General features: G+C 51.5%; 27 protein-coding genes and 1 riboswitch. All 27 genes read right to left on the reverse strand.

Translation table 11 applies throughout. The features are described 5' to 3' along the window. The 27 genes from BLT35_RS16265 to BLT35_RS16395 all read right to left on the reverse strand — a co-directional run bounded on the left by BLT35_RS16265 (position 1) and on the right by BLT35_RS16395 (position 22698). The gene (locus BLT35_RS16265; protein WP_074728972.1) at positions 1–1629 is read right to left on the reverse strand and encodes a complex I subunit 4 family protein; all 1629 of its coding nucleotides are present in this window, start codon (positions 1627–1629) and stop codon (positions 1–3) included. Then, positions 1619–3508 (reverse strand): NADH-quinone oxidoreductase subunit L, encoded by a 1890-nt coding sequence (gene nuoL, locus BLT35_RS16270; protein WP_074728974.1) that lies wholly within the window; start codon positions 3506–3508, stop codon positions 1619–1621. Before nuoL ends, BLT35_RS16265 begins: the two co-directional genes overlap by 11 nt. Positions 3509–3588: 80 nt before the next feature. Beyond that, on the reverse strand, positions 3589–3906 hold the full coding sequence (gene nuoK / locus BLT35_RS16275) for an NADH-quinone oxidoreductase subunit NuoK (RefSeq protein ID WP_054817693.1): 318 nt from the start codon (positions 3904–3906) through the stop codon (positions 3589–3591). 4 nt (positions 3907–3910) lie between these two features. Continuing rightward, positions 3911–4435, reverse strand: coding sequence for an NADH-quinone oxidoreductase subunit J (locus tag BLT35_RS16280; RefSeq protein ID WP_062410164.1), 525 nt, complete (start codon positions 4433–4435; stop codon positions 3911–3913). 1 nt (position 4436) lies between these two features. Further along, positions 4437–4880 (reverse strand): NADH-quinone oxidoreductase subunit NuoI, encoded by a 444-nt coding sequence (nuoI, locus tag BLT35_RS16285; RefSeq protein ID WP_074728976.1) that lies wholly within the window; start codon positions 4878–4880, stop codon positions 4437–4439. Between the two features lie 44 nt (positions 4881–4924). Continuing rightward, complete coding sequence (nuoH, locus tag BLT35_RS16290) at positions 4925–5932, reverse strand: NADH-quinone oxidoreductase subunit NuoH (RefSeq protein ID WP_074728978.1); 1008 nt, start codon at positions 5930–5932, stop codon at positions 4925–4927. Further along, complete coding sequence (locus BLT35_RS16295; RefSeq protein WP_054817695.1) at positions 5932–7035, reverse strand: NADH-quinone oxidoreductase subunit D; 1104 nt, start codon at positions 7033–7035, stop codon at positions 5932–5934. The genes nuoH and BLT35_RS16295 overlap by 1 nt, the downstream gene beginning before the upstream one ends. Positions 7036–7041: 6 nt before the next feature. Continuing rightward, a complete protein-coding gene (locus tag BLT35_RS16300) occupies positions 7042–7920 on the reverse strand; it encodes an NADH-quinone oxidoreductase subunit C (RefSeq protein ID WP_074728981.1) in 879 nt (292 codons plus the stop codon). Then, positions 7917–8435, reverse strand: a complete 519-nt coding sequence (locus tag BLT35_RS16305; RefSeq protein WP_062410168.1) for a NuoB/complex I 20 kDa subunit family protein — start codon at positions 8433–8435, stop codon at positions 7917–7919. Before BLT35_RS16305 ends, BLT35_RS16300 begins: the two co-directional genes overlap by 4 nt. Next, positions 8420–8785 (reverse strand): NADH-quinone oxidoreductase subunit A, encoded by a 366-nt coding sequence (locus BLT35_RS16310; protein WP_054817698.1) that lies wholly within the window; start codon positions 8783–8785, stop codon positions 8420–8422. The genes BLT35_RS16305 and BLT35_RS16310 overlap by 16 nt, the downstream gene beginning before the upstream one ends. A 281-nt stretch (positions 8786–9066) precedes the next feature. Continuing rightward, entirely contained in the window at positions 9067–9474 is a 408-nt protein-coding gene (locus BLT35_RS16315) for a F0F1 ATP synthase subunit epsilon (protein ID WP_054817699.1), read from the reverse strand. Positions 9475–9575: 101 nt separating this feature from the next. Then, on the reverse strand, positions 9576–10982 hold the full coding sequence (atpD, locus tag BLT35_RS16320) for a F0F1 ATP synthase subunit beta (protein ID WP_062410169.1): 1407 nt from the start codon (positions 10980–10982) through the stop codon (positions 9576–9578). 57 nt (positions 10983–11039) lie between these two features. Next, positions 11040–11897: an ATP synthase F1 subunit gamma gene (gene atpG, locus BLT35_RS16325; RefSeq protein ID WP_054817700.1), complete on the reverse strand. Its 858-nt coding sequence runs from the start codon at positions 11895–11897 to the stop codon at positions 11040–11042. A gap of 118 nt (positions 11898–12015) precedes the next feature. After that, the gene (gene atpA / locus BLT35_RS16330; RefSeq protein WP_062410170.1) at positions 12016–13530 is read right to left on the reverse strand and encodes a F0F1 ATP synthase subunit alpha; all 1515 of its coding nucleotides are present in this window, start codon (positions 13528–13530) and stop codon (positions 12016–12018) included. A gap of 16 nt (positions 13531–13546) precedes the next feature. Next, the gene (locus tag BLT35_RS16335) at positions 13547–14098 is read right to left on the reverse strand and encodes a F0F1 ATP synthase subunit delta (RefSeq protein ID WP_054817701.1); all 552 of its coding nucleotides are present in this window, start codon (positions 14096–14098) and stop codon (positions 13547–13549) included. After that, entirely contained in the window at positions 14095–14580 is a 486-nt protein-coding gene (gene atpF / locus BLT35_RS16340; RefSeq protein WP_054817702.1) for a F0F1 ATP synthase subunit B, read from the reverse strand. Before atpF ends, BLT35_RS16335 begins: the two co-directional genes overlap by 4 nt. A gap of 113 nt (positions 14581–14693) precedes the next feature. After that, positions 14694–14915: a F0F1 ATP synthase subunit C gene (gene atpE, locus BLT35_RS16345; RefSeq protein WP_054817703.1), complete on the reverse strand. Its 222-nt coding sequence runs from the start codon at positions 14913–14915 to the stop codon at positions 14694–14696. A gap of 97 nt (positions 14916–15012) precedes the next feature. Next, positions 15013–15774 carry a F0F1 ATP synthase subunit A gene (gene atpB, locus BLT35_RS16350; RefSeq protein ID WP_054817704.1) on the reverse strand — a complete coding sequence of 254 codons (762 nt, stop codon included), beginning with the start codon at positions 15772–15774 and terminating at the stop codon, positions 15013–15015. 39 nt (positions 15775–15813) lie between these two features. Further along, positions 15814–16185, reverse strand: a complete 372-nt coding sequence (locus tag BLT35_RS16355) for an ATP synthase subunit I (RefSeq protein WP_054817705.1) — start codon at positions 16183–16185, stop codon at positions 15814–15816. After that, on the reverse strand, positions 16178–16414 hold the full coding sequence (locus BLT35_RS16360) for an AtpZ/AtpI family protein (RefSeq protein WP_054817706.1): 237 nt from the start codon (positions 16412–16414) through the stop codon (positions 16178–16180). Before BLT35_RS16360 ends, BLT35_RS16355 begins: the two co-directional genes overlap by 8 nt. A 173-nt stretch (positions 16415–16587) precedes the next feature. Next, a complete protein-coding gene (wecB, locus tag BLT35_RS16365; RefSeq protein WP_074728984.1) occupies positions 16588–17730 on the reverse strand; it encodes a non-hydrolyzing UDP-N-acetylglucosamine 2-epimerase in 1143 nt (380 codons plus the stop codon). Between the two features lie 38 nt (positions 17731–17768). Then, positions 17769–18398: a uracil phosphoribosyltransferase gene (gene upp, locus BLT35_RS16370; protein WP_054817707.1), complete on the reverse strand. Its 630-nt coding sequence runs from the start codon at positions 18396–18398 to the stop codon at positions 17769–17771. A 434-nt stretch (positions 18399–18832) separates the two neighbouring features. After that, positions 18833–20080 carry a serine hydroxymethyltransferase gene (gene glyA, locus BLT35_RS16375; protein ID WP_062410172.1) on the reverse strand — a complete coding sequence of 416 codons (1248 nt, stop codon included), beginning with the start codon at positions 20078–20080 and terminating at the stop codon, positions 18833–18835. Between the two features lie 59 nt (positions 20081–20139). Further along, positions 20140–20721, reverse strand: a complete 582-nt coding sequence (locus BLT35_RS16380; RefSeq protein ID WP_054817708.1) for a TIGR01440 family protein — start codon at positions 20719–20721, stop codon at positions 20140–20142. Positions 20722–20738: 17 nt separating this feature from the next. Continuing rightward, positions 20739–21197, reverse strand: coding sequence for a ribose 5-phosphate isomerase B (gene rpiB / locus BLT35_RS16385; RefSeq protein WP_054817709.1), 459 nt, complete (start codon positions 21195–21197; stop codon positions 20739–20741). Positions 21198–21294: 97 nt separating this feature from the next. Further along, positions 21295–21375: riboswitch (ZMP/ZTP riboswitch) on the reverse strand. An 86-nt stretch (positions 21376–21461) separates the two neighbouring features. Continuing rightward, complete coding sequence (locus BLT35_RS16390) at positions 21462–22046, reverse strand: low molecular weight protein arginine phosphatase (RefSeq protein WP_062411093.1); 585 nt, start codon at positions 22044–22046, stop codon at positions 21462–21464. An 88-nt stretch (positions 22047–22134) separates the two neighbouring features. Then, complete coding sequence (locus BLT35_RS16395) at positions 22135–22698, reverse strand: manganese efflux pump MntP (RefSeq protein ID WP_054817710.1); 564 nt, start codon at positions 22696–22698, stop codon at positions 22135–22137. Positions 22699–22716 lie beyond the last annotated feature (18 nt).

Genomic DNA, 22716 nt, shown 5'->3' on the forward strand with positions numbered 1-22716 from the left:
CTAACCCCCCATCTTCGCTACGCTGTGAATGAATTGATTGAAACTGCTGACGGTTTGATGCAGCGGATCGCTTAATATGCTTGGATAGATCCCGAGCACTACGATGAAGGCAACCAGCGTAATCATCGGTATCGCCTCAATCAGCCGCGCATCCCGCATCTGAGGCAGTTCGCTTCCAAACGGTCCGTAAGTGATGGCAAGCACCCCTCGCAGTACATAGACTGCCGTCAGAATAATGCCAAGAGCTCCTATCGCCGTCATGATTTTTTGCGTTTCGAACAGCCCCAAGAACGCCAGAAACTCGCTGATAAATCCGGACAAGCCTGGCAATCCCAAAGACGCCATCCCGGCTACAAGCAGTATGCCCGAAATGAATGGCACGGATTTGGCCAAGCCCCCAAGCTCATCAAGCCGGGTGGTGTGTGTCCGCTCGTAAATGCTGCCCACGATCAGGAACATCAGTGCGGAAATCAAACCGTGGGAGATGAGTTGGAAAACCGCGCCCTGCAGGCCGATCGTATTGAACGCCGCAATCCCCAAAAGTACAATTCCCATGTGGCTTATACTGGAATAGGCGAGAACCAATCTGAACTCCCGCTGTACAAAAGCAAGAACCGCCCCGTACAAAATGTTGATGACACCCAACATGGCAAGCACGGTGGCCCACTGCATCGCTTGCTGGGGAAACAGCAGAACGCCAAAGCGGATCAAGCCGTATGCGCCCATTTTCAACAGGATGCCGGAGTGGATCATAACCACGGCGGGCGGCGCTTCGGTGTGCACCTTAAGCATCCAAGTATGGAACGGGAATACAGGCAGCTTAATGCCGAAGGCAACAAGCAGCATGAGGAACAGCGACCATTTCATCGTTTCGCTCAAGAAGAACGGATTGCCTTCCAGATCCCCTTGGTTCACGTACGCATCCGCGTTCTGGAACAAGTTCTCCATAATGACGTTCAAACTGCCGGAGTAATGGATCGATACACCGTTATCGTGAACGGTCTGACTGAAGCCTGCCGTGCTGACCAGGATCAAGAAAGAAATCAGCATAATCGCCGAGCCGATTCCGTTATAAATCAGGAATTTGTTCGCCGCGCGCTCCCGATCCTTGAACCCCCAGATGCCCACCAGAAAGAACATCGGAATCAGCGTCAGCTCAAAGAATACAAAGAACAAAAACAGATCTTGGGACATAAACACGCCCAGCATACCGGTTTCCAGCAATAAGAACAAGATGAAATACGATTTCCACCGTTTCTTAATGTTGACCGAAGCGAGTGCAGCCATGGTGGCTACCAGCGCCGTTAGGAACACCAGTGGGAGCGAAATGCCATCCACCGCCATCGCATAGTTGAACTCGAAGAAGAACGAGGTCAATTGGCTGAGCCCCTGCGTTTCCTTATTCAAGGGCACATGAATCCAGGGGAGCTCTTCTTTAAACTGCATGCCCTCCAGACCCGGATTAAATTGAGAGTACAGCCAACCGGACAGCAGCAGCGGAATGAGTGTAACCACAATCGCTGTCGTCTTGATCCATCCGCCCTGCGTTTTGGGCAGGAACATCAGAATCAGCACACCGATAAGCGGTGAAAAAGCTATGAATGATAGGATCGGAAAGTTATCCGGCATCGAGGAACCTCCTTCCGGCTATGGCCAGCATGATGATGATCAACCCGATCAGCGTAACCAAACCGTAGGACTGTACCTGTCCGTTCTGCATACGGGAACCGAGACGTCCGAGCCCGTTCACTGCATGGCTGGACAAACGAACCGCACCGTCAACCACATAAATGTCGAACAAATGCAACAGTTGACCGAGGCCTTGCAAAGGACGAACGACAACGGCTTGATACAGCTCGTCGATGTAGAACTTCCGGTTCAAAAGAGCGTACAGCCAAGGAGCCCTGGATGAAACCGCATCTGCCGGGATGGTGCGTTTCATGTAAACCAGATATCCAAGACCGATGCCGAGCAGCCCAACCACATTCGACATGAGGATGACGAACACGGAAACATGCTCTTCCGGCCCATGTCCCGTCAACCAGCCGCCGAGCCATGGATTGAACGGTGTAAACACAAACCCGGCCGCCACAGCAAGCACTGCCAACACCCATAAGGGGAACGTCATGGATGCAGGTGATTCATGCACGCCGTGCTGGTCCTGACGAGGCTTGCCCATGAACACCAGGAAGAATAAACGCGACATATAAAATGCGGTGAAAAACGCCGCGATCAGCCCCACCGTAAGCAGACCGTAATGCCCGGTAAGATAGGCTTCCGTGAGAATGGCATCCTTCGACCAGAAGCCGGAGAGCGGGGCGATTCCGCTTAAGGCCAAGGCGCCGATAGCAAATGTCCACGCGGTGACTTTCATTTTGCGGCCGACGCCGCCCATTTCATGAATATTTTGCGTATGGACCGCATGGATGACGCTGCCGGCTCCAAGGAACAGCAAAGCCTTGAAGAACGCATGGGTAAACAAATGAAAAATCCCTGCCGTATAAGCCGCGGCCGTACCGATGCCGAGCGCCATCATCATATAACCGAGCTGGCTTACCGTCGAGTAGGCCAGAATACGCTTGATATCGTTTTGTGCCGTACCGATCGTGGCGGCAAAGATTGCCGTAAAGGCTCCAACGGCTGCAACCACGGTTAACGCCGTTGCCGAAGCCGTAAAAATATCAAATGTCCGCGCCACAAGATAAACACCGGCGGCTACCATCGTAGCGGCATGAATCAAAGCACTGATCGGCGTCGGGCCTTCCATGGCATCCGGAAGCCATGTGTGCAGCGGAAATTGACCGGATTTCCCAATCGCCCCGATGAAGATCAAAATCGCTACCCATGTTGCGATATGATCCGGAATTTGGCCGCTCTCAAAAGCGTTGCTAATGGAAGTGAAATCGAGCGCGTTGTTCGGCATGAACCAAAACAGCAGAAGGATCCCGATAAACAGTCCCACATCGCCGATCCGGGTAACGATAAACGCCTTCTTCGCGGCAGCTCTCGCTTCCGGTTTGAAGTACCAGAAACCGACGAGCAGGAATGAACAGACGCCGACCAGCTCCCAAAAGATGTAGAGCTGCACCAAATTCTCAGAAATGACCAGTCCGAGCATGGAGAAAGTAAACAGCGCTATGTATGCAAAAAACACATTGATCCGTTCGTCGTCATGCATATAGCCTTTGGAGTAAATGTTGACGAGCAGGCTCACCAATGTGACGATCACCAGCATCAGGGCATTCAGGTTGGTCACCTCAAAGCCCATCTTCAGCGACACGTCGCCGAGTTTGACCCACTCCCAATTGTTCCACGTGAAATTTTCTACCTGTCCGCCGATGCGCTCCCAAAAAACGAGAACCGCTAAAACAAACGATGCGAACCCGGCTACAATACTGATATAAGCGCCTGCATCCCGCAAGGAGCGTCCTGCCGCCGTTAAAATCAGAAACGACAGCAAGGGAAACAACGGGATCAGCCAGGCGTATTGCGAGTATGCCGATACCATGAGCTTAAGTCCTCCTCTAAGCGTTCGCTTCGGCCGCGAGGCTGCCGCAAGTACGGCAAACAACTGCGGCTCAAGCCATCTTATCGCTTCATCGAATCCATCTCGCCGACATCCGTTGTCCCTTTGTTACGATACCACGCAATAAGAATCGCAATACCGACAGCCACTTCCGCTGCAGCAACCGTGATGTTGAACAGAGAGAATATTTGCCCCGTCAAGCCGGGCTTCACACCGAGCTTTGAAAAAGCAACAAGATTCAAATTGACCGCATTAAGCATCAGTTCTACGGAAAGCAGCACAATGACCGCATTCTTTTTCGACAGCGCGCCATATAGCCCGATACAGAACAAAATCGCTGCTAACGTCAAATAAGGCGTTGCCAAACCGCTTGCTCCCATGCCATCAATCCTCCTCTCTCTTAGCAATAATGATGGCGCCGATGAAAGCGACGGTGAGCAGCACCGACATCAGCTCGAACGGGATCACATGCGATGTAAACAATAGCTTCCCGATCTCCATCGTATTGTCTTGTACGGAAGAAAACTCGCCGATGGGAATCTGCGACTGCTGTATCGCATAAAATATGATGCCGAACAGCCCGGCCGCACCCACCAGAAGCAGCCCATTGTGCCACGGCCGCTTCGGTTCTTCCTCGTCTTCCCTATGCTTGGTCATCATGATGCCAAAGATCATCAGTATCGAAATGGCACCGGCATAAATCAAGATTTGCACCACACCGACAAACTCCGCTTCGAGTACGAAATAAAGTCCCGCGAGGCTGAGGAAGGTCAGCGCCATCGACAACACCATATGCACCACTTTAGTGAAGCTGAGCATGAAGATGGCGCCGCCGATGGCAAACAGTGCGCATATAAAGAACGCAATGTTCTCTCCGCTGGATAAAAAATTCGCTATGTTTCCGAACATTTTACTTCGCCCCGCCTTTCGGAAGCGCCGAATTGTTCTCTTTACGCACGTTAGTGTTATTTTCGTTCAGCCACTCCAAATTTTTGAACAAATCGTCCCGGCTGTAGGTACTCAGCTCGAAGTTGTTCGTCATCACGATCGCTTCTGTCGGGCATACCTCGGTACACAAATCGCACAAGATACAAATTTCAAAATTGATGTCGTACGTATCAATGACCTTTCCCTTTTTCTCAGGGTCCGGGTTCGGCTTGCCTACCAAATTAATACATTCGGTGGGACAAATGCGTGCGCATTGATTGCATACGATACACTTCTCAGGGTCAAAATGCTGGATTCCTCTAAACCGGTCCGGCATTTCCAGCGGAACGTCGGGGTAAGCATAAGTTACTTTTTTGGAGGTCAAACCTTTTAACGTCACGCCGAGCCCTTTTATGATGCCCTTCATCTCGATTCACCCTTTCGTATTCAGCATCCGGCAGCAGGCAGCAATTACATGGCGACGGCCATATAAATGGCCGTTACAAAAATGTTCACTAACGCGAGCGGCAGCAGCACCTTCCAGCCAAGGCCCATCAATTGATCTACACGAACCCGCGGCAGCGTAGCCCGGAGCCAAAACAGCACGAAAACGATAAACGAAAACTTAAGCAGGAACCAAACGATACCCGGGATAAAATCCAAAAACGGGAGCGGAGCTTGCCATCCTCCCAGAAAAAGCGCTGTCGTCAGCCCGGCAATGGCAAATACATATACATATTCGGCAAGCATGAAGAACGCAAACCGAAAGCCGCTGTATTCCACGTGATACCCTGCAACCAGCTCGGATTCCGCCTCAGGCAAGTCGAAAGGCGTCCGGTTGAGCTCGGAGATCGCCGCGACGACAAATACGGCAAACCCTATGATTTGGGGCAGGAAGTTCCACTGCCAGAACCCGCCTGCTTGGCCCTCGACGATCCGGTTCAGATTCATGCTGCCGGTCATCATGACGACGCCTACAATAGAGATGACCAGCGGAATTTCGTAGCTGATCATTTGCGCCGCAGAGCGCATGCCTCCAAGCAGCGCATATTTATTGTTCGATGCCCAGCCTCCCAGCACGATGCCGATGGTGGAAATTCCCGATAAAGCGACATAAAAAAGCACGCCTACATTTATATCCGTACTGATCCATCGTTCGGTAAACGGTATAACCGCAACAACCATAAACGCAGGAATAAACGTGATGACCGGAGCGAGAATAAAGAGTTCGCGCTCGGCTTTTTTAGGAATGGTATCCTCTTTCAGGAGCAGCTTCAGCACGTCGGCTACACTCTGCAGCAAGCCAAGAGGGCCTGTGCGGTTCGGGCCGATCCGCAGCTGCATCCAGCCGATAACCTTCCGTTCAAAATATATCGCATAAGTGACAAACCCCAGGACGACCATTAGGATGACGACGGCCCAAGCGAACATGATCGCTGCATTCGTCCAAGTCAACTGCTGCTGTAATAATTCGGGCATCAGCAGTCCACCTCCCCGACAACGATATCGATGCCTCCAAGAATCGTAATCAAGTTCGTCATGGTTTCGCCAACCAACAGCTTAGGCAAAATTTGCAGATTGACAAACGATGGCCTGCGGAATTTCAACCGGTAAGGCTTATCCTTGCCTTTGGATATAATATGGCACCCGATTTCGCCGCGCGGCGATTCGATAGCGGCATAAATCTCACCTTCTGGAGGACGTATGACCCGCGGCACCTTACCCATAATTTCTCCTTCGGCCGGAAACTGTTCTACGGCCTGCTCCAGAATACGCAAAGATTGACGAACTTCTTCCAACCGCAGCAAGTACCGGTCGTAGCAATCCCCGTTATGGCTCACCGGAACGTCAAATTCAAAACGGTTGTACAAGCTGTAAGGCTGAGCCTTCCTCAGATCCCAGTCAACCCCTGTACAACGCAGGTTTGCTCCGCTCAAACCGTAAGCGATAGCTGTTTCGGCATCATACTTTCCGATACCTTTGATCCTGGCCAGAAAGATTTCATTACCGCTGACCAGCTCATGATATTCATCAAGCTTTCCTCTCATATAGGGAACAAAATCGCGAACCTTCTCGATCCAGCCCTCGGGTGCGTCCCACTTCACACCGCCGACCCGCATGTAATTGTAGGTCAGGCGCGCTCCGCACAGCTCGTTGAACAGATTGATAATGATTTCACGGTCGCGAAACGCATACAAAAACGGACTCATGGCTCCAATATCAAGTAAATACGTGCCCCACCACACCATATGGCTGGCAATCCTTTGAAGCTCCATGACGATCAAACGCAAAAATTCGGCGCGTTCCGGAATTTCCAGCTGCATCAGCTGCTCTACGGCATGGACAAGCACATAATTGTTCGTCATCGCCGATACATAGTCCATTCGGTCCGTGTACGGAATGATCTGAGTATACGTCAGGTTCTCAGCCAGCTTCTCCGTACCCCGGTGAAGGTATCCCATGACCGGTATGGCCTCCGTAATGATTTCTCCGTCCAACTTGACGATAATCCGAAATACTCCATGTGTACTCGGGTGCTGCGGTCCTACATTCAATAGCAGCTCTTCCGTTCTAATGGCCAAGCTTCATCACACCTCCGGGTCGAGCGGTTCATAATCTTTGCGAAGCGGATGGCCTACCCAATCGTCAGCCATCATAATTCTGCGCAGGTCGGGATGTCCCGGAAAATCGATGCCGAATAAGTCGTATATTTCTCTTTCATTCCAGTTCGCCGTAGGCCATACCGATGTGACCGAAGGAATGGACGGAGCCTCCCGGTCGGTCTTGATTTTGACGCAATATTCCCGTTTGGTCTCAAGAGAGATCAGATGGTACGCCACTTCCAGGTGCGTTTCCATATCGATACCGGACACATTGCGCAAATAATTCAGCTTGAGCTCCGGATGAGTTTTCAACTGCTCTGCAACGGCCGGCCATTCGTCACCTTTGATGATAAGATAAGGGATGTGTCCGCCCTTTTCATTAATATACGCTTCCTGCACCAGATCTTCCCCGAACCCTTTCAGGATGGCGACGATCCGGTCCAACTGCGGCTGATTCGGCGACGGCTCCTTCGGTGCTTCGGTCCCCGCCTCTTCCTTCTTCGCGGCACGCGCATTAGCCCGGGCTGCTCTTGCCTCAGCGGCGGCCTTTGCCTTTGCCTCTTTCTCAGCATCGCTGGGAGCAGCTTTCTCCGCCGCCGGAGCGTCTCCCGGCTCCCCCTTAGCGGTCTGAGGCTCCACAGGCTCAGATGCAGCGGCGGATGCTTTCGGTTCCTTCGGCTTCGGCGCATCGGCGGAGGCATAACCGCCTGGGGGTTCTCCGGCGCCCCCCGTTTTTGTGACTTCGGCGCCGTCAACAGCGGCAGGCTCGCCGCTCATCGGCGCGGACGCTTCACCTTCTGCCTTAGGCTTTTGCATGTCAGCTTCAGGGCTGCCCGATTGATCTCGCTTTTGCTCCTCGCTCATCGATTGGTCACCTGCTTACCCGTTTTGGCTTCGTAGCGGATTTTTTCCTGCAGCTTGTTAATTCCGTATATTAAAGCGGCCGGATTCGGCGGACAGCCAGGGATATATACATCCACCGGCACGATCTGATCGACGCCCTTCACTACCGCATACGATTTTACATAAGGGCCGCCCGCCGTAGCACAGGAGCCCATGGCGATCACCCATTTGGGTTCCGGCATTTGGTCATACAAGCGCCGCAGCAGCGGAGCCATTTTCTTCGTTACCGTCCCGGCAACGATCATCACATCGGACTGCCTTGGAGAAGTCCGGAAAATCACCCCGAAACGGTCCAAGTCATAGTGCGATGCACCTGTTCCCATCATCTCTATAGCACAGCAAGCAAGTCCAAATGTCAGCGGCCACAAAGAATTGCTTCGTGCCCAAGCTTTAATCTGCTCCAATGTCGTCATGAATACATTACGTTCGAGTTCCTGCCGTTCCTCCGGTGTAATATTTGCTAAATTGAAGTCCATTGCAGCACCTTCTTCTTCCAGGCGTAAAGCAAGCCAATGATCAACAATCCAACAAAAATACACATTTCCACAAGCGCAAACAAGCCCAATTGCTTGTAGGCAACGGCCCATGGGTACAAGAACACGGTTTCAACATCAAAAATAACAAACATCAACGCAAATAGGTAGTACCGGATATTGAAGCGAATTTGCCCCTCGCCTATAGGTACGTTACCGCTTTCATAAGTCGTATACTTCGCTTCGACAGGCTTATTTGGCCGGAGCAAACGCCCGATACCAAGCGCAGCGATAGGGAGTAACACGCCCAACAAGAGAAAAAACGTTACGACCACATAGTTGTTCATATACATCGTGAACGAACCGCCTCCCTGTATATCTTTTCGTGTCCGGCACGCAACTTGCTGCGAACCGTCTACTACTTTAGTCCTACAAACGATTTGAAAACACAACCTAACATAAGGGTACCTTACGCAGCCCCATTGTTCAAGTTTTCTTATCGCTTGTATAACTACTGTTAATATATGCCTTCCCAATTATAACAAATGCCTTTTGGGGTGTCTAACATTTTCAGACAATTCTAATGTAAAAAAGCGAAGGAAGCATATTCCCTCGCTTTTGTCAATCATTACTATTATTTTTTACCGTATACCTCGATTCTATTCATCGCCCGCTGTAAAGCAAGCTCGGCACGCTTGAAATCGATTTGGTCCTGCTTGGCTGCGGACAAACGCTGCTGCGCGCGTTCTTTGGCCGCCTGCGCCCGCTCGAGATTGATTTGATCCGGCAGCTCGGCGCTTTCCGCCAGAATAACCACTTTATCCTTTCGCACTTCCATAAAACCGCCGTTTACCGCGATGTATTCGTCCTTAGCGCCTTGCTTTTTCACGGTAACCGGCGCAACTTTTAAAGGAGTGACCAGCGGAATGTGATTAGGCAGAATTCCAAGCTCCCCTTCAACACCCTTCACAACGATCATGTTCGCCTCTTCGGCATACACTTTACGCTCCGGGGTTACAATTTCCAACAGGAATGTGCTCACTTGGATTCCCCTCCTAAGAGTTTGCTCTTGAGCAAACCGCATCGTAAGCATTGACTAAGTTTGTCCAAGGACAAACGGCTTCGTAAGCTTATGCTGCGTTTTTACAGCGTCTTCGCTTTTTCGATAGCGTCTTCGATCGTTCCCACGTTGTGGAACGCCGGTTCCGGAAGATCGTCATGTTTGCCTTCAAGAATTTCCTTGAAGCTGCGTACGGTTTCTTTAACCGGTACGTAAACGCCAGGAATACCGTTGAACGGTTCGGCAACGTGCAGCGGTTGGGACAGGAACAACTCAATACGGCGTGCACGGTGCACGACCAGCTTATCCTCATCGGACAACTCATCCATGCCCAAGATGGCGATAATATCGAGAAGCTCTTTGTAGCGCTGAAGAATTTTCTTCACGCCTTGAGCCACCTGGTAGTGCTCTTCACCGAGAATTTCCGGCGTCAGAATCCGGGAAGACGAAGCCAATGGGTCAACAGCCGGGAAAATACCTTTGGAGGCGATGCTGCGCTCCAAGTTCGTCGTTGCATCCAAGTGCGCGAACGCCGTTGCCGGAGCAGGGTCCGTATAGTCATCCGCAGGAACATAGATCGCCTGAATGGACGTAACGGAACCTTTCTTTGTCGAAGTAATCCGCTCTTGCAGCTGACCCATCTCCGTAGCCAGCGTCGGCTGATAACCAACCGCAGAAGGCATACGGCCGAGAAGCGCGGATACCTCGGAACCCGCTTGGGTAAAGCGGAAGATATTGTCGATAAATAACAGAACGTCGCGGCCCTCTTCGTCACGGAAATATTCCGCCATCGTCAGACCCGTCAAAGCGACACGAAGACGCGCGCCCGGCGGCTCGTTCATCTGGCCGAACACCATTGCCGTTTTCGAAATAACGCCCGAATCTTTCATCTCATGGTACAAATCGTTACCTTCACGCGTTCTCTCGCCTACACCAGCGAATACGGAAATACCGCCGTGTTCTTGCGCGATATTATGGATAAGCTCCTGCATGGTAACGGTTTTACCTACGCCTGCGCCTCCGAACAGACCAATCTTACCGCCTTTGGCGTATGGCGCCATCAAGTCGATAACTTTAATACCTGTTTCGAGAATTTCAGCTTGTGTAGACAAGTTCTCAAAAGCCGGTGCGGCTTTATGAATCGGGCTAGTCAGTGTGCGGTCCACGTTCGGATTGTTGTCAATCGGCTCCCCAAGAACGTTAAACACGCGGCCGAGTGTGGCTGCGCCTACCGGAACGGAAATCGCTGCGCCGGTATCGACGGCTTCCATACCGCGAACCAAACCGTCAGTGGTAGACATCGCAATACAACGTACCATGTTGTCGCCAAGATGAACAGCCGCTTCAACCGTCAGGCTGATATCGCGTTCGCTGTCATTTTGCGCTTTTCTTTCAATCTTGATCGCATTCAAAATCTCAGGGAGGTGTCCACGTTCGAACTCAATGTCAACGACCGGCCCTGTTATATTCACAACGCGCCCCTTGTTCATGTTTTCCCTCCTATGTGTTTCCGTATCTTAAACGAAATTGCCTTCGCCGTCCATTCCTTAACTTTGTGCGTTCGCTCCGGCGACGATCTCCGATATTTCCTGGGTAATCGAAGCCTGACGGGCACGGTTGTACTGAAGGGTCAGCGTAGCGATCATCTTCGTCGCATTCTTCGTAGCGTTGTTCATCGCCGTCATCCGGGCTCCGAACTCGCTCGCTTTACCGTCAAGAACCGCGCTGTAAATGAGCGTTTCCGCATATTTCGGCAGGAGTACTTCCAACACACCCTCGGCAGACGGCTCATATTCGTAGTTCGCCACCGAATCGCTGTTGACTTCCTCAAGCGGCAACAGACGCTTCACCTGCGGGATTTGGGTAATGGCATTCTTAAATTCATTGTATACCAGGTACAATTCATCGTAGGCGCCATTCTCAAAATTCGCCACAGCGGAAGCCGCAACCGACTTAATGTCCGAGAATTGGGGTGAATCCGGCAGCCCCGTCACTTCCTCGACAATTGGGATGTTGCGTCTCTGGAAGAAATCCCGGCCTTTTCGTCCAATGACGAAAATGGCATACTCGCTTGTAGATTTATGCTTTTCTTTAATGACAGCCATCACTTTACGAAGCACGTTGGCATTGTAACCGCCGGCCAGACCGCGGTCGGAGGTGATGACAAGATAACCGGTCCTCTTGATCTCGCGGGTTTGCAGCATCGGATGCGTCACACCCTTCGTACCTGCGGCAATACTCGCGATCACTTCCTTCATCTTATCAGCGTACGGACGTGCTGACTCGGCAGCCTCCTGAGCACGTCTCAGCTTTGCCGCCGCGACCATCTCCATCGCCCTCGTGATTTGCTTCGTACTTTGTTTTGACTTGATAGAGCGCTTAATTTCGCGCATACCTTTTGCCATGCCTGCTCACCTCTCTCTCGAAGCCCTCCGGAAGGAGCGCCATCTTTGGATAAGCCCATTATCGTTGCTTAAAAAGGAATACCGAGCTTCTCTTGCGAGAAGCTCAGTTACCGTTCATTTATGCGGAAGGAGCGAATCCTTTTTTGAATTGCCCAATGGCTTCCGTCAGAGCCTTCTCATTATCCGATGTCAAATCTTTCGTATCGCGGATATTTTGAAGAATTTCCGGACGGTTGGAGTCCAGGTACGCCAGGAACTCAGCTTCGAAGCGGCGTACATCCTGTACCGGCAGCTCATCGATATGGCCTTTCGTTACCACATAGATGGCAACGACTTGCTTCTCAACCGGCATCGGCTGGTTTACCCCTTGCTTCAGCAGCTCGAGGGTACGAATACCGCGATTCAAACGAGTCTGCGTAGCACGGTCAAGGTCGGAACCGAACTGTGCAAAAGCAGCCAATTCACGGTATTGCGCAAGATCCAGACGGAGGGTACCGGCAACCTTCTTCATCGCTTTGATTTGCGCGGAGCCCCCTACACGGGATACGGAAATACCGACGTTAACCGCCGGACGCTGGCCGGAGTAGAATAGGTCGGACTCAAGGAAGATCTGTCCGTCTGTGATCGAAATAACGTTTGTTGGAATATAAGCCGATACGTCACCTGCTTGGGTCTCAATGAACGGAAGAGCCGTTAACGACCCGCCGCCCAGCTCGTCGCTAAGCTTCGCAGCGCGTTCGAGCAAGCGGGAGTGCAGATAGAAAACGTCACCCGGATAAGCTTCACGGCCCGGTGGACGGCGAAGCAGCAGGGACAGCTCACGGTATGCGGCAGCTTGCTTGGACAAGTCATCATAGATAATGAGCACGTGCTCGCCTTTGTACATAAAGTACTCGCCCATTGCGCAGCCGGCGTAAGGAGCCAACCAAAGCATAGGGGCCGGCTCGGAAGCCGAAGCCGTGACAACGATCGTGTAATCCAGAGCGCCGTTACGGCGGAGCGTTTCCACCACATTAACGACGGTGGATTGCTTTTGACCGATGGCAACATAGATACATTTCACACCGTTGCCCTTTTGGTTAATGATGGTATCGATCGCAATGGATGTTTTACCGGTTTGACGGTCACCGATAATGAGCTCACGCTGTCCGCGGCCGATCGGGATCATTGCGTCAATGGCTTTAATCCCGGTTTGCATCGGCTCATGAACCGATTTACGGTCCATGACGCCAGGTGCCGGAGATTCAACCGGACGGAAGTGCGTTGTGTTGATCGGACCTTTGCCGTCAACCGGTTGACCGAGCGCATTAACGACGCGGCCGAGAAGCTCTTCGCCAACCGGAACCTCCATGATCCGGCCGGTGCGTTTCACCTGATCGCCCTCGCGGATGTCGGTGTAAGGTCCCAAAATAACGATACCTACGTTGCTTTCCTCAAGGTTGAACGCATAGCCCAAAACCCCGTTGGGAAACTCGAGCAGCTCGCCTGCCATAACGTTTTCCAAGCCGTGCACACGGGCAATACCGTCACCGACCTGAATGACCGTACCTACGTCAACGACTTGAATTTCCGAATTATATTTCTCAATCTGTTGTTTGATTAATGTGCTGATTTCTTCAGGTTTGATACTCAACGAACCTCACCCCTATCTACAGTGCTTGAGATTGATTCAATGTTCTTTCCAGACGCTTCAGCTTGCCGGACAGGCTGCCGTCGTACAAACGGTCGCCGATGCGGACTTGAATACCGCCGAGCAAGCTTTTATCTATAACCGATTCCACGCGGATTTGTTTACCGGTCAATTTGCCGAACGTGGCGGCAATATCGTTTAACTCTGCTTCGGACAGCTTCACTGGCGTATATACCGTAGCGTTCGCTTGTCCGAGCGCATCGTTTGCGATCTTTACATAAGCTTTTACAAAGGCTTCCAGCGCCTCTTCGCGTCTTCTCTCAATCAGCAGCTGCAGCGTATTCAATACAGCCTCGGATACGGAGGATTCGAAGATTTGCTTGATCAGCCCAATTTTTACAGCAGCCTCGATGCCCGGGTGTTTAATCAGCTTCGATAAATCCGCATTTTCTTTCAATACCGAAGCGACCGATACAAGCTCTTGCTCTATTTGAGCTACTTGACCTTTTTCCCGTGCGACTTCAAACAAGGCTTTTGCATATCTTTTGGCTGCGATCATGTCCTGGCTCATTGGTTGCCCCCTACTTCTTTCAGGTAGTGCTCAACCAGCTGTTCCTGAGACTTCTCATCGATTTGCTTCTCGATGATTTTGGAAGCGATCATTACGGACATCGCGCTGACTTGGCTGCGGAGAGCCGCAACGGCCAGGTTTTTCTCGGTTTCGATATCGCGAAGCGCTTCTTCTTTAATTCTTGCCGCCTCTTCTTTCGCTTGGCGGATGATATCTTCAGCCTGTTTCCCGCTGGTTACACGGGCCTGCTCGATAATGGCTTTCGCTTCGCTGCGAACTTGCTCAAGAGCGGCCTTCTGTTCGGCGAGGAGCGCATCGGCTTGTTTGCGGTCCTGCTCTGCGCTTTGCAATTGATCAAGAACGAGCTTTCTACGTTGTTCCATCACGCCCATTAACGGTCCGAAAGCATATTTGCTGATCAGCAGCATCAGGATCCCGAACGAAATGATGGCGATGATAAAAGAACTGAATGTGAAATGCATCTATACGTCACTCCCTTCAGAGGGGTAATGGCTGAATCATAATCCGAATGAGTACATTCGGACAAAAGGAAGGCGTGGAGGCTATAGGCTTCCCCGCCCAAGGTTCAAGCATCTTAACCTGCGAATACGAACGTGAAGAGCAATGCAAATACGACCGCGATGATCGGAATCGCCTCGACAAGACCTACACCGATAAACATGACCGTTTGAAGCGTACCTTTAAGCTCTGGTTGACGAGCGATACCGTCAACTGTTTTGCTGACGATCAAACCGTTACCGATACCTGCGCCAAGCGCACCCAAACCGATTGCAATAGCAGCTGCAAGAAATTCCATTGTAAAATATCCTCCTTAAAATTGTTCAATTTTGGTTTTGTTATGTTTAATAAAGCGGATAAGGATCTGAATGCCAGCATAAATACCCGTCCGCATATTACTCTTTGTGTTCAATGGCTTGAGACAAGTAAACCATGGTCAGCGTCGTAAAGACGAACGCCTGAATGGCGCCTACGAACACACTGAAGCCCTGCCAGATGATCAGCGGGAGTATCCCTCCGATACCAGCCATGAGAATAACGGCGATTAAGACTTCACCGGCGTAGATGTTACCAAATAGACGCATGCCGAGCGTCAAGAGTTTGGAGATCTCCTTGACGATATTCAACGGAAACATCACCGCGAACGGTTCGACATAGTGGTGCAAGTAGTGCTTGGTGTTACGTGTAAGTCCCAGATAATGAGTCATGACAATGACCATGAGGGCCAGTCCCATCGTAACAGACAAGTCAGCTGTCGGTGATTTCCACCAACCGATCCCGATGTGTTTGCCGGCTTGATGCGCCGCATCGATCTCCGCTTGCGTTATGCCGAGCCATGGAATCGGCTGCGTTACTTCGGTCACGATGACAAGCGGCAGGCCAAGCATATTGCCGACAAAGATGAACATGATCAGTGTAATCCCAAGCATAATGAAAGCTTTACCCTTCTTCATGTCCATAGTGCCTGCAATGATATTGTGAACAAACTCGACTAACCACTCCAAGAAATTTTGCATTTTGCCGGGATTGTGTACGGAAAGATTGCGGGTTCCGGCAATCGCAATGAGCAGTACGATCAAACATGTAACTGCTATGGTAATGATGGTGGAAAGGTCCCAATCGATTCCTAACCAATTCACTATCGGTAACTCATGCATTCTACTAGTTTCACCCCTTTCCAAGGCATGATGGAATAATTATTTTTTAATTGAAATAATACCCAATAGGAGTGTTGCCAACTGTACGAAAATTAATCCTATGATGGTAGTCCATACAGCAATATGTTCCGGTACTTCGTAAGCCCCCCACACGGCAAGCAAGGAAATCGCGGCTCTTGTGCCGAAGCCGATACCGCCTCTGCGCCTTCTTCCTTCAAGCACCGAATCCGTGAGTTGCCTGATTTTCCACGCCAGATAATGGGCATTGACAAGACTGACGATTGTTCCCAGAATCAATCCGGCAAAGTGCGGGCGATATCCAGGCAACAGCGCCCAAGCCATGAAACAGAAAGACAAAAAAAATATGATAATACGCTGAACCGTTTTCAGGCGGGTCGAAAGTTCATTCATTGCCGTCCCCCCGCATGTAGCTTCGGATGATCAGAAAAGCGCCGGCGGCTCCCGCAAAGAAACCCGCCAACATTCCACCCACAATCCAGAACGGTTCCCCGCCCTGACGTTCGCTCATCCAATTGCCCAGCCAATAACCGGCCAACATGCAAACGCCCAAATCAATGCCAATGCTGCCCAATAGAGCAACGGCTCGCCACGGATTATCATTGGAATTTTGTCGTTTCATAAGCCTTCCTTATCAATCCTAGTTTATTTTAGCGGAGTAAAGTCACATTTGTCAATTACGAAGTCTGGTAACCCTTCTGTGATAAAAACGAAAAAAACCTTGATATATCAACCTTTTTTTGCATTCCAAACCAAACAGTAGAGATGTATGGTGTAACGTTTGTCATCAGATTGTCACGGTTGGAACGGCTCGGGTCTATCCGACCTATGGTTGAAATGGAAAAGGATAGCTTGCACGATCCGTTCGGACGCCTTGCCGTCGCCGTAAGGATTGGCCGACCGGCTCATTCTTTCGTACATAGCCGTGTCGCTCAGCAGTGCTTTAGCCCGCTCATATACCCTCTGTTCGTCGGTGCCGACCAGCTCCAACGTTCCCGCGTCGATTCCTTCCGGCCGCTCGGTCGTCTCCCTCAGCACCAGCACCGGTACGCCGAATGACGGCGCTTCTTCCTGAAGCCCTCCGGAGTCGGTCAGAATGAGATGCGCATGGGGATAAAAATTGTGGAACTCAAACACATCGAGCGGATCGATAAGTTTGATCCGGTCATGGCCGCTAAGCAGTTCATAAGCCGGTTCCTTTACAGCCGGGCTCGGATGCACCGGATATACGATCGCGATATCTTCGAATTCATCGGCCAGACGGCGTACCGCACGGAAAATTTGGCGGTGCGGCTCCCCCTGCGACTCCCGGCGATGTGCGGTCATCAATACCAGGCGTTTGCCTTGTGCCCATTCAAGCACCGGGTGGGAGAACGACGGGCGAACCGTGTATTGAAACACGTCGGTCACGGTATTCCCCGTAACGAAGATGGAATCTTCCCGCTTGTTTTCTTTGCGCAGGTTTCCTGCAGACCAGTTCGTCGGAGCAAAGTGGAGATCGGACAGAACTCCGGTCAACTGGCGGTTCATTTCCTCAGGATAAGGAGACAGCTTGTTCCACGTCCGAAGACCCGCTTCCACATGACCCACTTGGATTTGCTGCATAAACGCGGCGTAGCTCGCCAGAAATGTCGTTAACGTGTCCCCGTGAACAAGAATCAGATCCGGTTTTTCTTCTTTGAATACCGGATCCAGTCCTTGAAGTACACGGATCGATATTTCATTCAAGGTCTGACGTTCTTTCATGACGTCCAAATCGTAGTCCGGCTTGATGGAGAATATATCCAGTACCTGATCGAGCATTTGGCGATGCTGTGCCGTAACGCAAACAAGCGACTCGATTTGCTCGGGATACTTTTCCAGCTCCTTCACCAACGGAGCCATTTTGATGGCTTCCGGTCTGGTGCCGAAGATGGTGATTACTTTCGTTTTTTTCATCGCTCTCGGCTTCCCTTCCCTCTTCCGAATTCAGCAGCTTACTTTGTTCCGAACAGCCGATCGCCCGCATCGCCGAGCCCCGGCACTATGTATCCGTGGTCGTTCAAATGGTCGTCGATAGCCGCTACATAAAGATCAACGTCAGGATGCGCCTTTTGCACAGCCTGCACACCTTCCGGCGCAGCAATCAGGCACATCAGCTTAATCTGCGTGCAGCCCCTTTTCTTCAGCGCTTCGATCGCCGCATTAGCCGAACCGCCTGTGGCGAGCATCGGATCAATTACGATCAGCTCCCGTTCCTGCACATCCGTCGGAAGCTTGGCATAGTATTCCACCGGCTCCAGCGTATCCGGGTCCCGGTACAACCCGATATGCCCCACTTTGGCCGCAGGGACCAGCTTCAGAATCCCGTCTACCATACCGAGGCCGGCGCGCAGAATCGGAATAAGACCCAGCATACGGCCGGAGATCACTCTGCACTCGGCGGTCGTAACAGGTGTGCGCACCTGCACCTTTTCGAGCGGAATGTCTCTTGTTATTTCGTAAGCCATCAATGTGGCCACTTCATCCACCAGCTCGCGGAAATCTTTCGTGGTGGTATTCTCATCCCGAATGTAGGTCAGCTTATGCTGAATCAACGGATGGTCGCAAACAAACACTTTACCCATGCAAGGTCCTCCTATAACGCTATAAAGCCCAAAATCTTGTCTATTATACCACAACTACCGATACTTATCCCAATCGGGAAAAAAACGCCAACCAACGCAAATGAATCCAAATCAACGTTACGCATTCTACAAACCGCGTTCCCTGGCTGAGGAGCGGTCTATTGCTATTTGGACACGCCAAGCCTGCCAAAAACGAACTCGCCTGCCGAGATCATAAAAGAAAGCGTCTGGAAAATTCCATGGACGCCAAAAAAATGATAGTTTATTTCACTTCACTGGCTATCAGCCGTTCATCCCTTGTCTTATAAACCGAATGTACTGCCCCATTTATTATAGCACAATGTCACCCGTTCTTCTTCTGCAATGATCCACGTGAAACATAAATATGCCGGCTCCTCATATAAAGAGCCGGCCTTTGTTGGTTTTAGCGATCATTAATACTGAAGTCCGGGATACAGCGGGAATTGTGCCGTCAAATCTTTCACCATACCGCGCACCTTCTCATGCACAGCCTGATCGGACGGATTCTTAAGCGTAAGCGAAATAATCTTGGCGATGGTTTTCATAGCTTCCTGATTCATACCTCGGGCTGTGGCCGCAGGAGTACCGATCCGAATACCGCTGGTCACGAACGGGCTGGTCGGATCGAACGGAATGGCGTTCTTGTTTACCGTCACGCCCACTTCATCGAGCAGATGCTCCGCTTCTTTACCCGTCAGGTTCAAGCTGCGAAGATCGATCAGCATCAGGTGGTTGTCCGTTCCCCCGGAAACGAGGTTGATTCCTTCCGCCATCAAACCATCTGCCAATGTTTTCGCATTGTTTACAACATTCTGAGCGTATGATTTGAACTCCGGCTGCAGCGCCTCTCCCAAGGCCACCGCTTTGGCCGCGATGATATGCATCAGCGGACCGCCTTGCGAGCCTGGGAACACCGCTTTGTCAATCGCGGCAGCCCATGGTTTGCGGCACAGGATCATACCGCCGCGAGGCCCGCGAAGCGTCTTATGCGTTGTCGTTGTTACAAAATGAGCGTGCGGCACAGGATTTGGATGCAGGCCTGCAGCCACAAGACCGGCAATATGAGCCATGTCCACCATAAACAGCGCGCCGACGTCATTTGCAATTTGCGCCAAGGCTTCGAAGTCGATGATGCGCGGGTATGCGCTGGCACCGGCTACAATCAAGCGCGGCTTGTGCTTGAACGCCGCTTTGCGGACTTCGTCATAATCGATGCGGGAATCTTTCTCACTTACGCCATAGGCTGCGAAGTTATACAAAATTCCGGATGCATTGACCGGACTGCCGTGCGTCAGATGACCGCCGTGCGCCAGGTTCATCCCCAGGATCGTCTCCCCCGGTTGTACCGCAGCAAGGTAAACGGCCATGTTCGCCTGGGCGCCGGAGTGCGGCTGAACGTTCGCATGCTCAGCGCCAAACAATTCTTTCGCGCGGTCGCGTGCGATATCCTCGACGATGTCGACGTATTCGCAGCCGCCATAGTAACGCTTATTCGGGTAACCTTCCGCATATTTGTTGGTCAATACGGTACCCATCGCCTCAAGCACCGCTTGGCTGACGAAATTTTCGGACGCGATCAGCTCGATTTTGTCGCGTTGACGACCGAGTTCAAGATTCATTGCTTCCACGATTTTCGGGTCTTGTTTGCGAAGAAATTCCATGTAAGTTATCCTCCTTGAATATTACGAGATCTATTTGAATACGAATAGGCGAGTCCATCTCAATCACAAGTTCTGTCGGACGCCTGTGTATCGATCGTATAGACTGCCCGAGCACCCCCGATCAGCTTCGGCCGGGTATAAGCCATCTGCACGTGCGCCCCGCCGATCTGCCGGATCGACGGCCGCAGCGGCACCGCTACACGCTTCAAATGCATACCGATGAGCGTTCCCCCGATATCCAGTCCCGCATGCGCCTGAACGGTCTCCACAACAACAGCCTCCTTCAGATGCCTGAAGGCATAGGAAGCCATTGAGCCACCGGCTTTGGGCACCGGTATGACGCTCACTTGTTCCAGTCCATACCGCAGCATCGCTTCCTTCTCCACAACGAGCGCCCGGTTCAAATGTTCACAGCACTGGTAAACGGGAAAAAAGCCGATCTTCTCCCGCACCGCTTCTACTCCGGCATAAATTTCCCGGGCCGCCTCTTCGCTTCCCGCTGTGCCGATATGTTTACCGAGCACCTCACTGGTGCTTGTCCCTATGACCAGAAGCTGTCCCGCTTCTACCCCGCCTGCCTTGACCAGCTCACGGACGATGATTTCTACTTGAGAACGTATCGTAGCCAGGTTTATGTTCATGACTGCTTTACCTCGAATTAAGGATGCAGCGCATATTTGTCTTCCAACGCTTTCACTTTGGCAACGCGGTTTTTGTGCCGCTCCCCGTTTGAAAATTCGGTCTCCAGCCAAATTTTGACGATTTCCTGAGCTACACCGGGTCCGATGACGCGCTCGCCCATCGCCAGCACATTGGAATCGTTATGCTCGCGGGTCGCCTTGGCCGAGAACAAATCGTGTACCAGCGCACAGCGGATGCCCGGCACTTTATTGGCCGCAATCGTCATCCCGATCCCCGTTCCGCAAATCAGGATTCCCCTGTCCACTTCCCCGGCAACGATTTTCTCGCACACGGCGAGCGCATAGTCCGAGTAATCCACGGAATCGGAGCAGTCACAGCCGCAATTCAGCACTTGATGCCCCATCGACTCAAGAAACGGAATTAATTCATCCTTTAACCGATATCCTGCATGATCCGCACCCATTGCTATTTTCATCACGTTTGCCTCCTCACTTAGTCATTTCATTATAACCTAAACAAGCGGTAAACACGAAAAAAGAGCATGACACATGCGCTCTCCGCGCATCGTGTTGCTCTTTCGCCCAGGCGACCGGCCGTATGTCCCGATGCTCCACTGTGGTTTATTCCACTCGTCGCCAGTTACACCGGGCACTGATGATTGATAAGTTTATCATATCCCATTAAGCGTTTGCTGTAAAGCCCAACTTCCCGTATCGGGACCCTCCGTCGGCTCCTGATGTTAACGGTCTTTTTTCAGCTTCGCCGCCAGCTTGATCAAGCACTCCTCGATCTCCCAGGCGCATTTTTCATACTCCCTGTAGGATCCTCCGAACGGATCTGCGATGTCCGGCAGCGGCAATTCTTTTTGCAGGGTGAGTACACGCTCTCTCTCTTCCTCAGTAATTTGCCCGGACAGCGCTTGTTTCAGCTCCAGCTCGGTGATCAGACTTTCCATCTCCGATATTTTATCCGCTAACTGCGGGTCATCCTGCACATATTCCTTCAGTGTATACACCTTGTCCACAGCCTCGGGATACAGTTGAATCGTATGCCTCTTATGACTGGAAGTCATCGTCAGCACCAAATCCGCCCAATCGATCAGGATCTGTGACAGAAATGTTGAAGCCGACGGTCCGACACAGCCTTTGTTCTTCAACACGGAAGCCGCGTGGTCAGATAACTGCGTTCCCTCGTACGCCGCTACGCCGGCCGAACGCACCTCAATGTCCGTTAGTCCTTCTTCAGAAAGAATTTTACGCATTATTCCTTCCGCCATCGGACTGCGGCAAGTATTGCCCGTACAAACGAACAAGATTCGGTTCATCGCGTTCTCCCCGCCTTTCCGTAGTTCATATTTTGATTTCTCATAATCATATTGTACCCCAAAAGCAAGCAAATATGGAACTTCACCTTTAAAGCAAAAACTTGATGCCGAAAGCCAGCAGGATCACTCCCCCGAGCGCTTCGCCATATTCTCCGATCCATTGTCCGACTCGCCGTCCAAGCAGCAGACCGATGACCGACATCAAGCCTCCCGCCACGCCAAACATCAGCACCGTAAGCAGGACATCGCCTGCAAACATCCCCAGTGAAACGCCCACAGAGAAAGAATCGATGCTTACACTCAGAGAGAACAGCGTCAAGCCCAAAAAGGAACGATAATCGTAAGACTTGGACTCCTCTGTCCGCAGAGAGCTATATACCATATGCAATCCCAGCAGAAGTAGAAGAATACCGCCGCACATCGTAGCCACTTTACCGAGCAGCATGCTGATATATCCGCCCATCCGCATGCCGGCCAACGGCATAATCATATGAAATAAGGCGGTGGTTACGCTAATTTTTAAAATATCGAGCTTACGGATACCCTTCATTCCGATCCCCAGCCCCAGTGACAGCGCATCCAGACCGAGGGCAACCGCCATGAGTCCGATGGATATGATTTGGGCCCACACCAGCGGTGACGCCAAGTCCATTTCTACCCTACCCCCTGT

It is taken from the genome of Paenibacillus naphthalenovorans (genome assembly GCF_900099895.1).
Classification (GTDB): domain Bacteria; phylum Bacillota; class Bacilli; order Paenibacillales; family NBRC-103111; genus Paenibacillus_G; species Paenibacillus_G naphthalenovorans.

Excerpts from the sequence above, each read along its gene's own strand:
- BLT35_RS16305 (WP_062410168.1), bottom strand. The coding sequence starts at position 8,435 with ATGGACTTCAATTTAGCAAATATTACACCGGAGGAACGGCAGGAACTC.
- rpiB (WP_054817709.1), bottom strand. The coding sequence starts at position 21,197 with ATGAAAATAGCAATGGGTGCGGATCATGCAGGATATCGGTTAAAGGAT.
- nuoK (WP_054817693.1), bottom strand. The coding sequence starts at position 3,906 with ATGGGAGCAAGCGGTTTGGCAACGCCTTATTTGACGTTAGCAGCGATT.
- BLT35_RS16310 (WP_054817698.1), bottom strand. The coding sequence starts at position 8,785 with ATGTATATGAACAACTATGTGGTCGTAACGTTTTTTCTCTTGTTGGGC.
- BLT35_RS16335 (WP_054817701.1), bottom strand. The coding sequence starts at position 14,098 with ATGAGCCAGGACATGATCGCAGCCAAAAGATATGCAAAAGCCTTGTTT.
- BLT35_RS16390 (WP_062411093.1), bottom strand. The coding sequence starts at position 22,046 with ATGAACCGAATCTTGTTCGTTTGTACGGGCAATACTTGCCGCAGTCCG.
- atpD (WP_062410169.1), bottom strand. The coding sequence starts at position 10,982 with ATGAACAAGGGGCGCGTTGTGAATATAACAGGGCCGGTCGTTGACATT.
- atpB (WP_054817704.1), bottom strand. The coding sequence starts at position 15,774 with ATGCATGAGTTACCGATAGTGAATTGGTTAGGAATCGATTGGGACCTT.
- wecB (WP_074728984.1), bottom strand. The coding sequence starts at position 17,730 with ATGAAAAAAACGAAAGTAATCACCATCTTCGGCACCAGACCGGAAGCC.
- nuoL (WP_074728974.1), bottom strand. The coding sequence starts at position 3,508 with ATGGTATCGGCATACTCGCAATACGCCTGGCTGATCCCGTTGTTTCCC.
- atpF (WP_054817702.1), bottom strand. The coding sequence starts at position 14,580 with ATGCATTTCACATTCAGTTCTTTTATCATCGCCATCATTTCGTTCGGG.
- atpG (WP_054817700.1), bottom strand. The coding sequence starts at position 11,897 with ATGGCAAAAGGTATGCGCGAAATTAAGCGCTCTATCAAGTCAAAACAA.
- BLT35_RS16380 (WP_054817708.1), bottom strand. The coding sequence starts at position 20,721 with ATGAACATAAACCTGGCTACGATACGTTCTCAAGTAGAAATCATCGTC.
- upp (WP_054817707.1), bottom strand. The coding sequence starts at position 18,398 with ATGGGTAAAGTGTTTGTTTGCGACCATCCGTTGATTCAGCATAAGCTG.
- nuoH (WP_074728978.1), bottom strand. The coding sequence starts at position 5,932 with ATGCCCGAATTATTACAGCAGCAGTTGACTTGGACGAATGCAGCGATC.
- atpE (WP_054817703.1), bottom strand. The coding sequence starts at position 14,915 with ATGGAATTTCTTGCAGCTGCTATTGCAATCGGTTTGGGTGCGCTTGGC.
- BLT35_RS16395 (WP_054817710.1), bottom strand. The coding sequence starts at position 22,698 with ATGGACTTGGCGTCACCGCTGGTGTGGGCCCAAATCATATCCATCGGA.
- BLT35_RS16300 (WP_074728981.1), bottom strand. The coding sequence starts at position 7,920 with ATGAGCGAGGAGCAAAAGCGAGATCAATCGGGCAGCCCTGAAGCTGAC.
- BLT35_RS16265 (WP_074728972.1), bottom strand. The coding sequence starts at position 1,629 with ATGCCGGATAACTTTCCGATCCTATCATTCATAGCTTTTTCACCGCTT.
- BLT35_RS16280 (WP_062410164.1), bottom strand. The coding sequence starts at position 4,435 with ATGTTCGGAAACATAGCGAATTTTTTATCCAGCGGAGAGAACATTGCG.
- BLT35_RS16360 (WP_054817706.1), bottom strand. The coding sequence starts at position 16,414 with ATGAAACGACAAAATTCCAATGATAATCCGTGGCGAGCCGTTGCTCTA.
- BLT35_RS16355 (WP_054817705.1), bottom strand. The coding sequence starts at position 16,185 with ATGAATGAACTTTCGACCCGCCTGAAAACGGTTCAGCGTATTATCATA.
- nuoI (WP_074728976.1), bottom strand. The coding sequence starts at position 4,880 with ATGAAGGGCATCATAAAAGGGCTCGGCGTGACGTTAAAAGGTTTGACC.
- glyA (WP_062410172.1), bottom strand. The coding sequence starts at position 20,080 with ATGGAATTTCTTCGCAAACAAGACCCGAAAATCGTGGAAGCAATGAAT.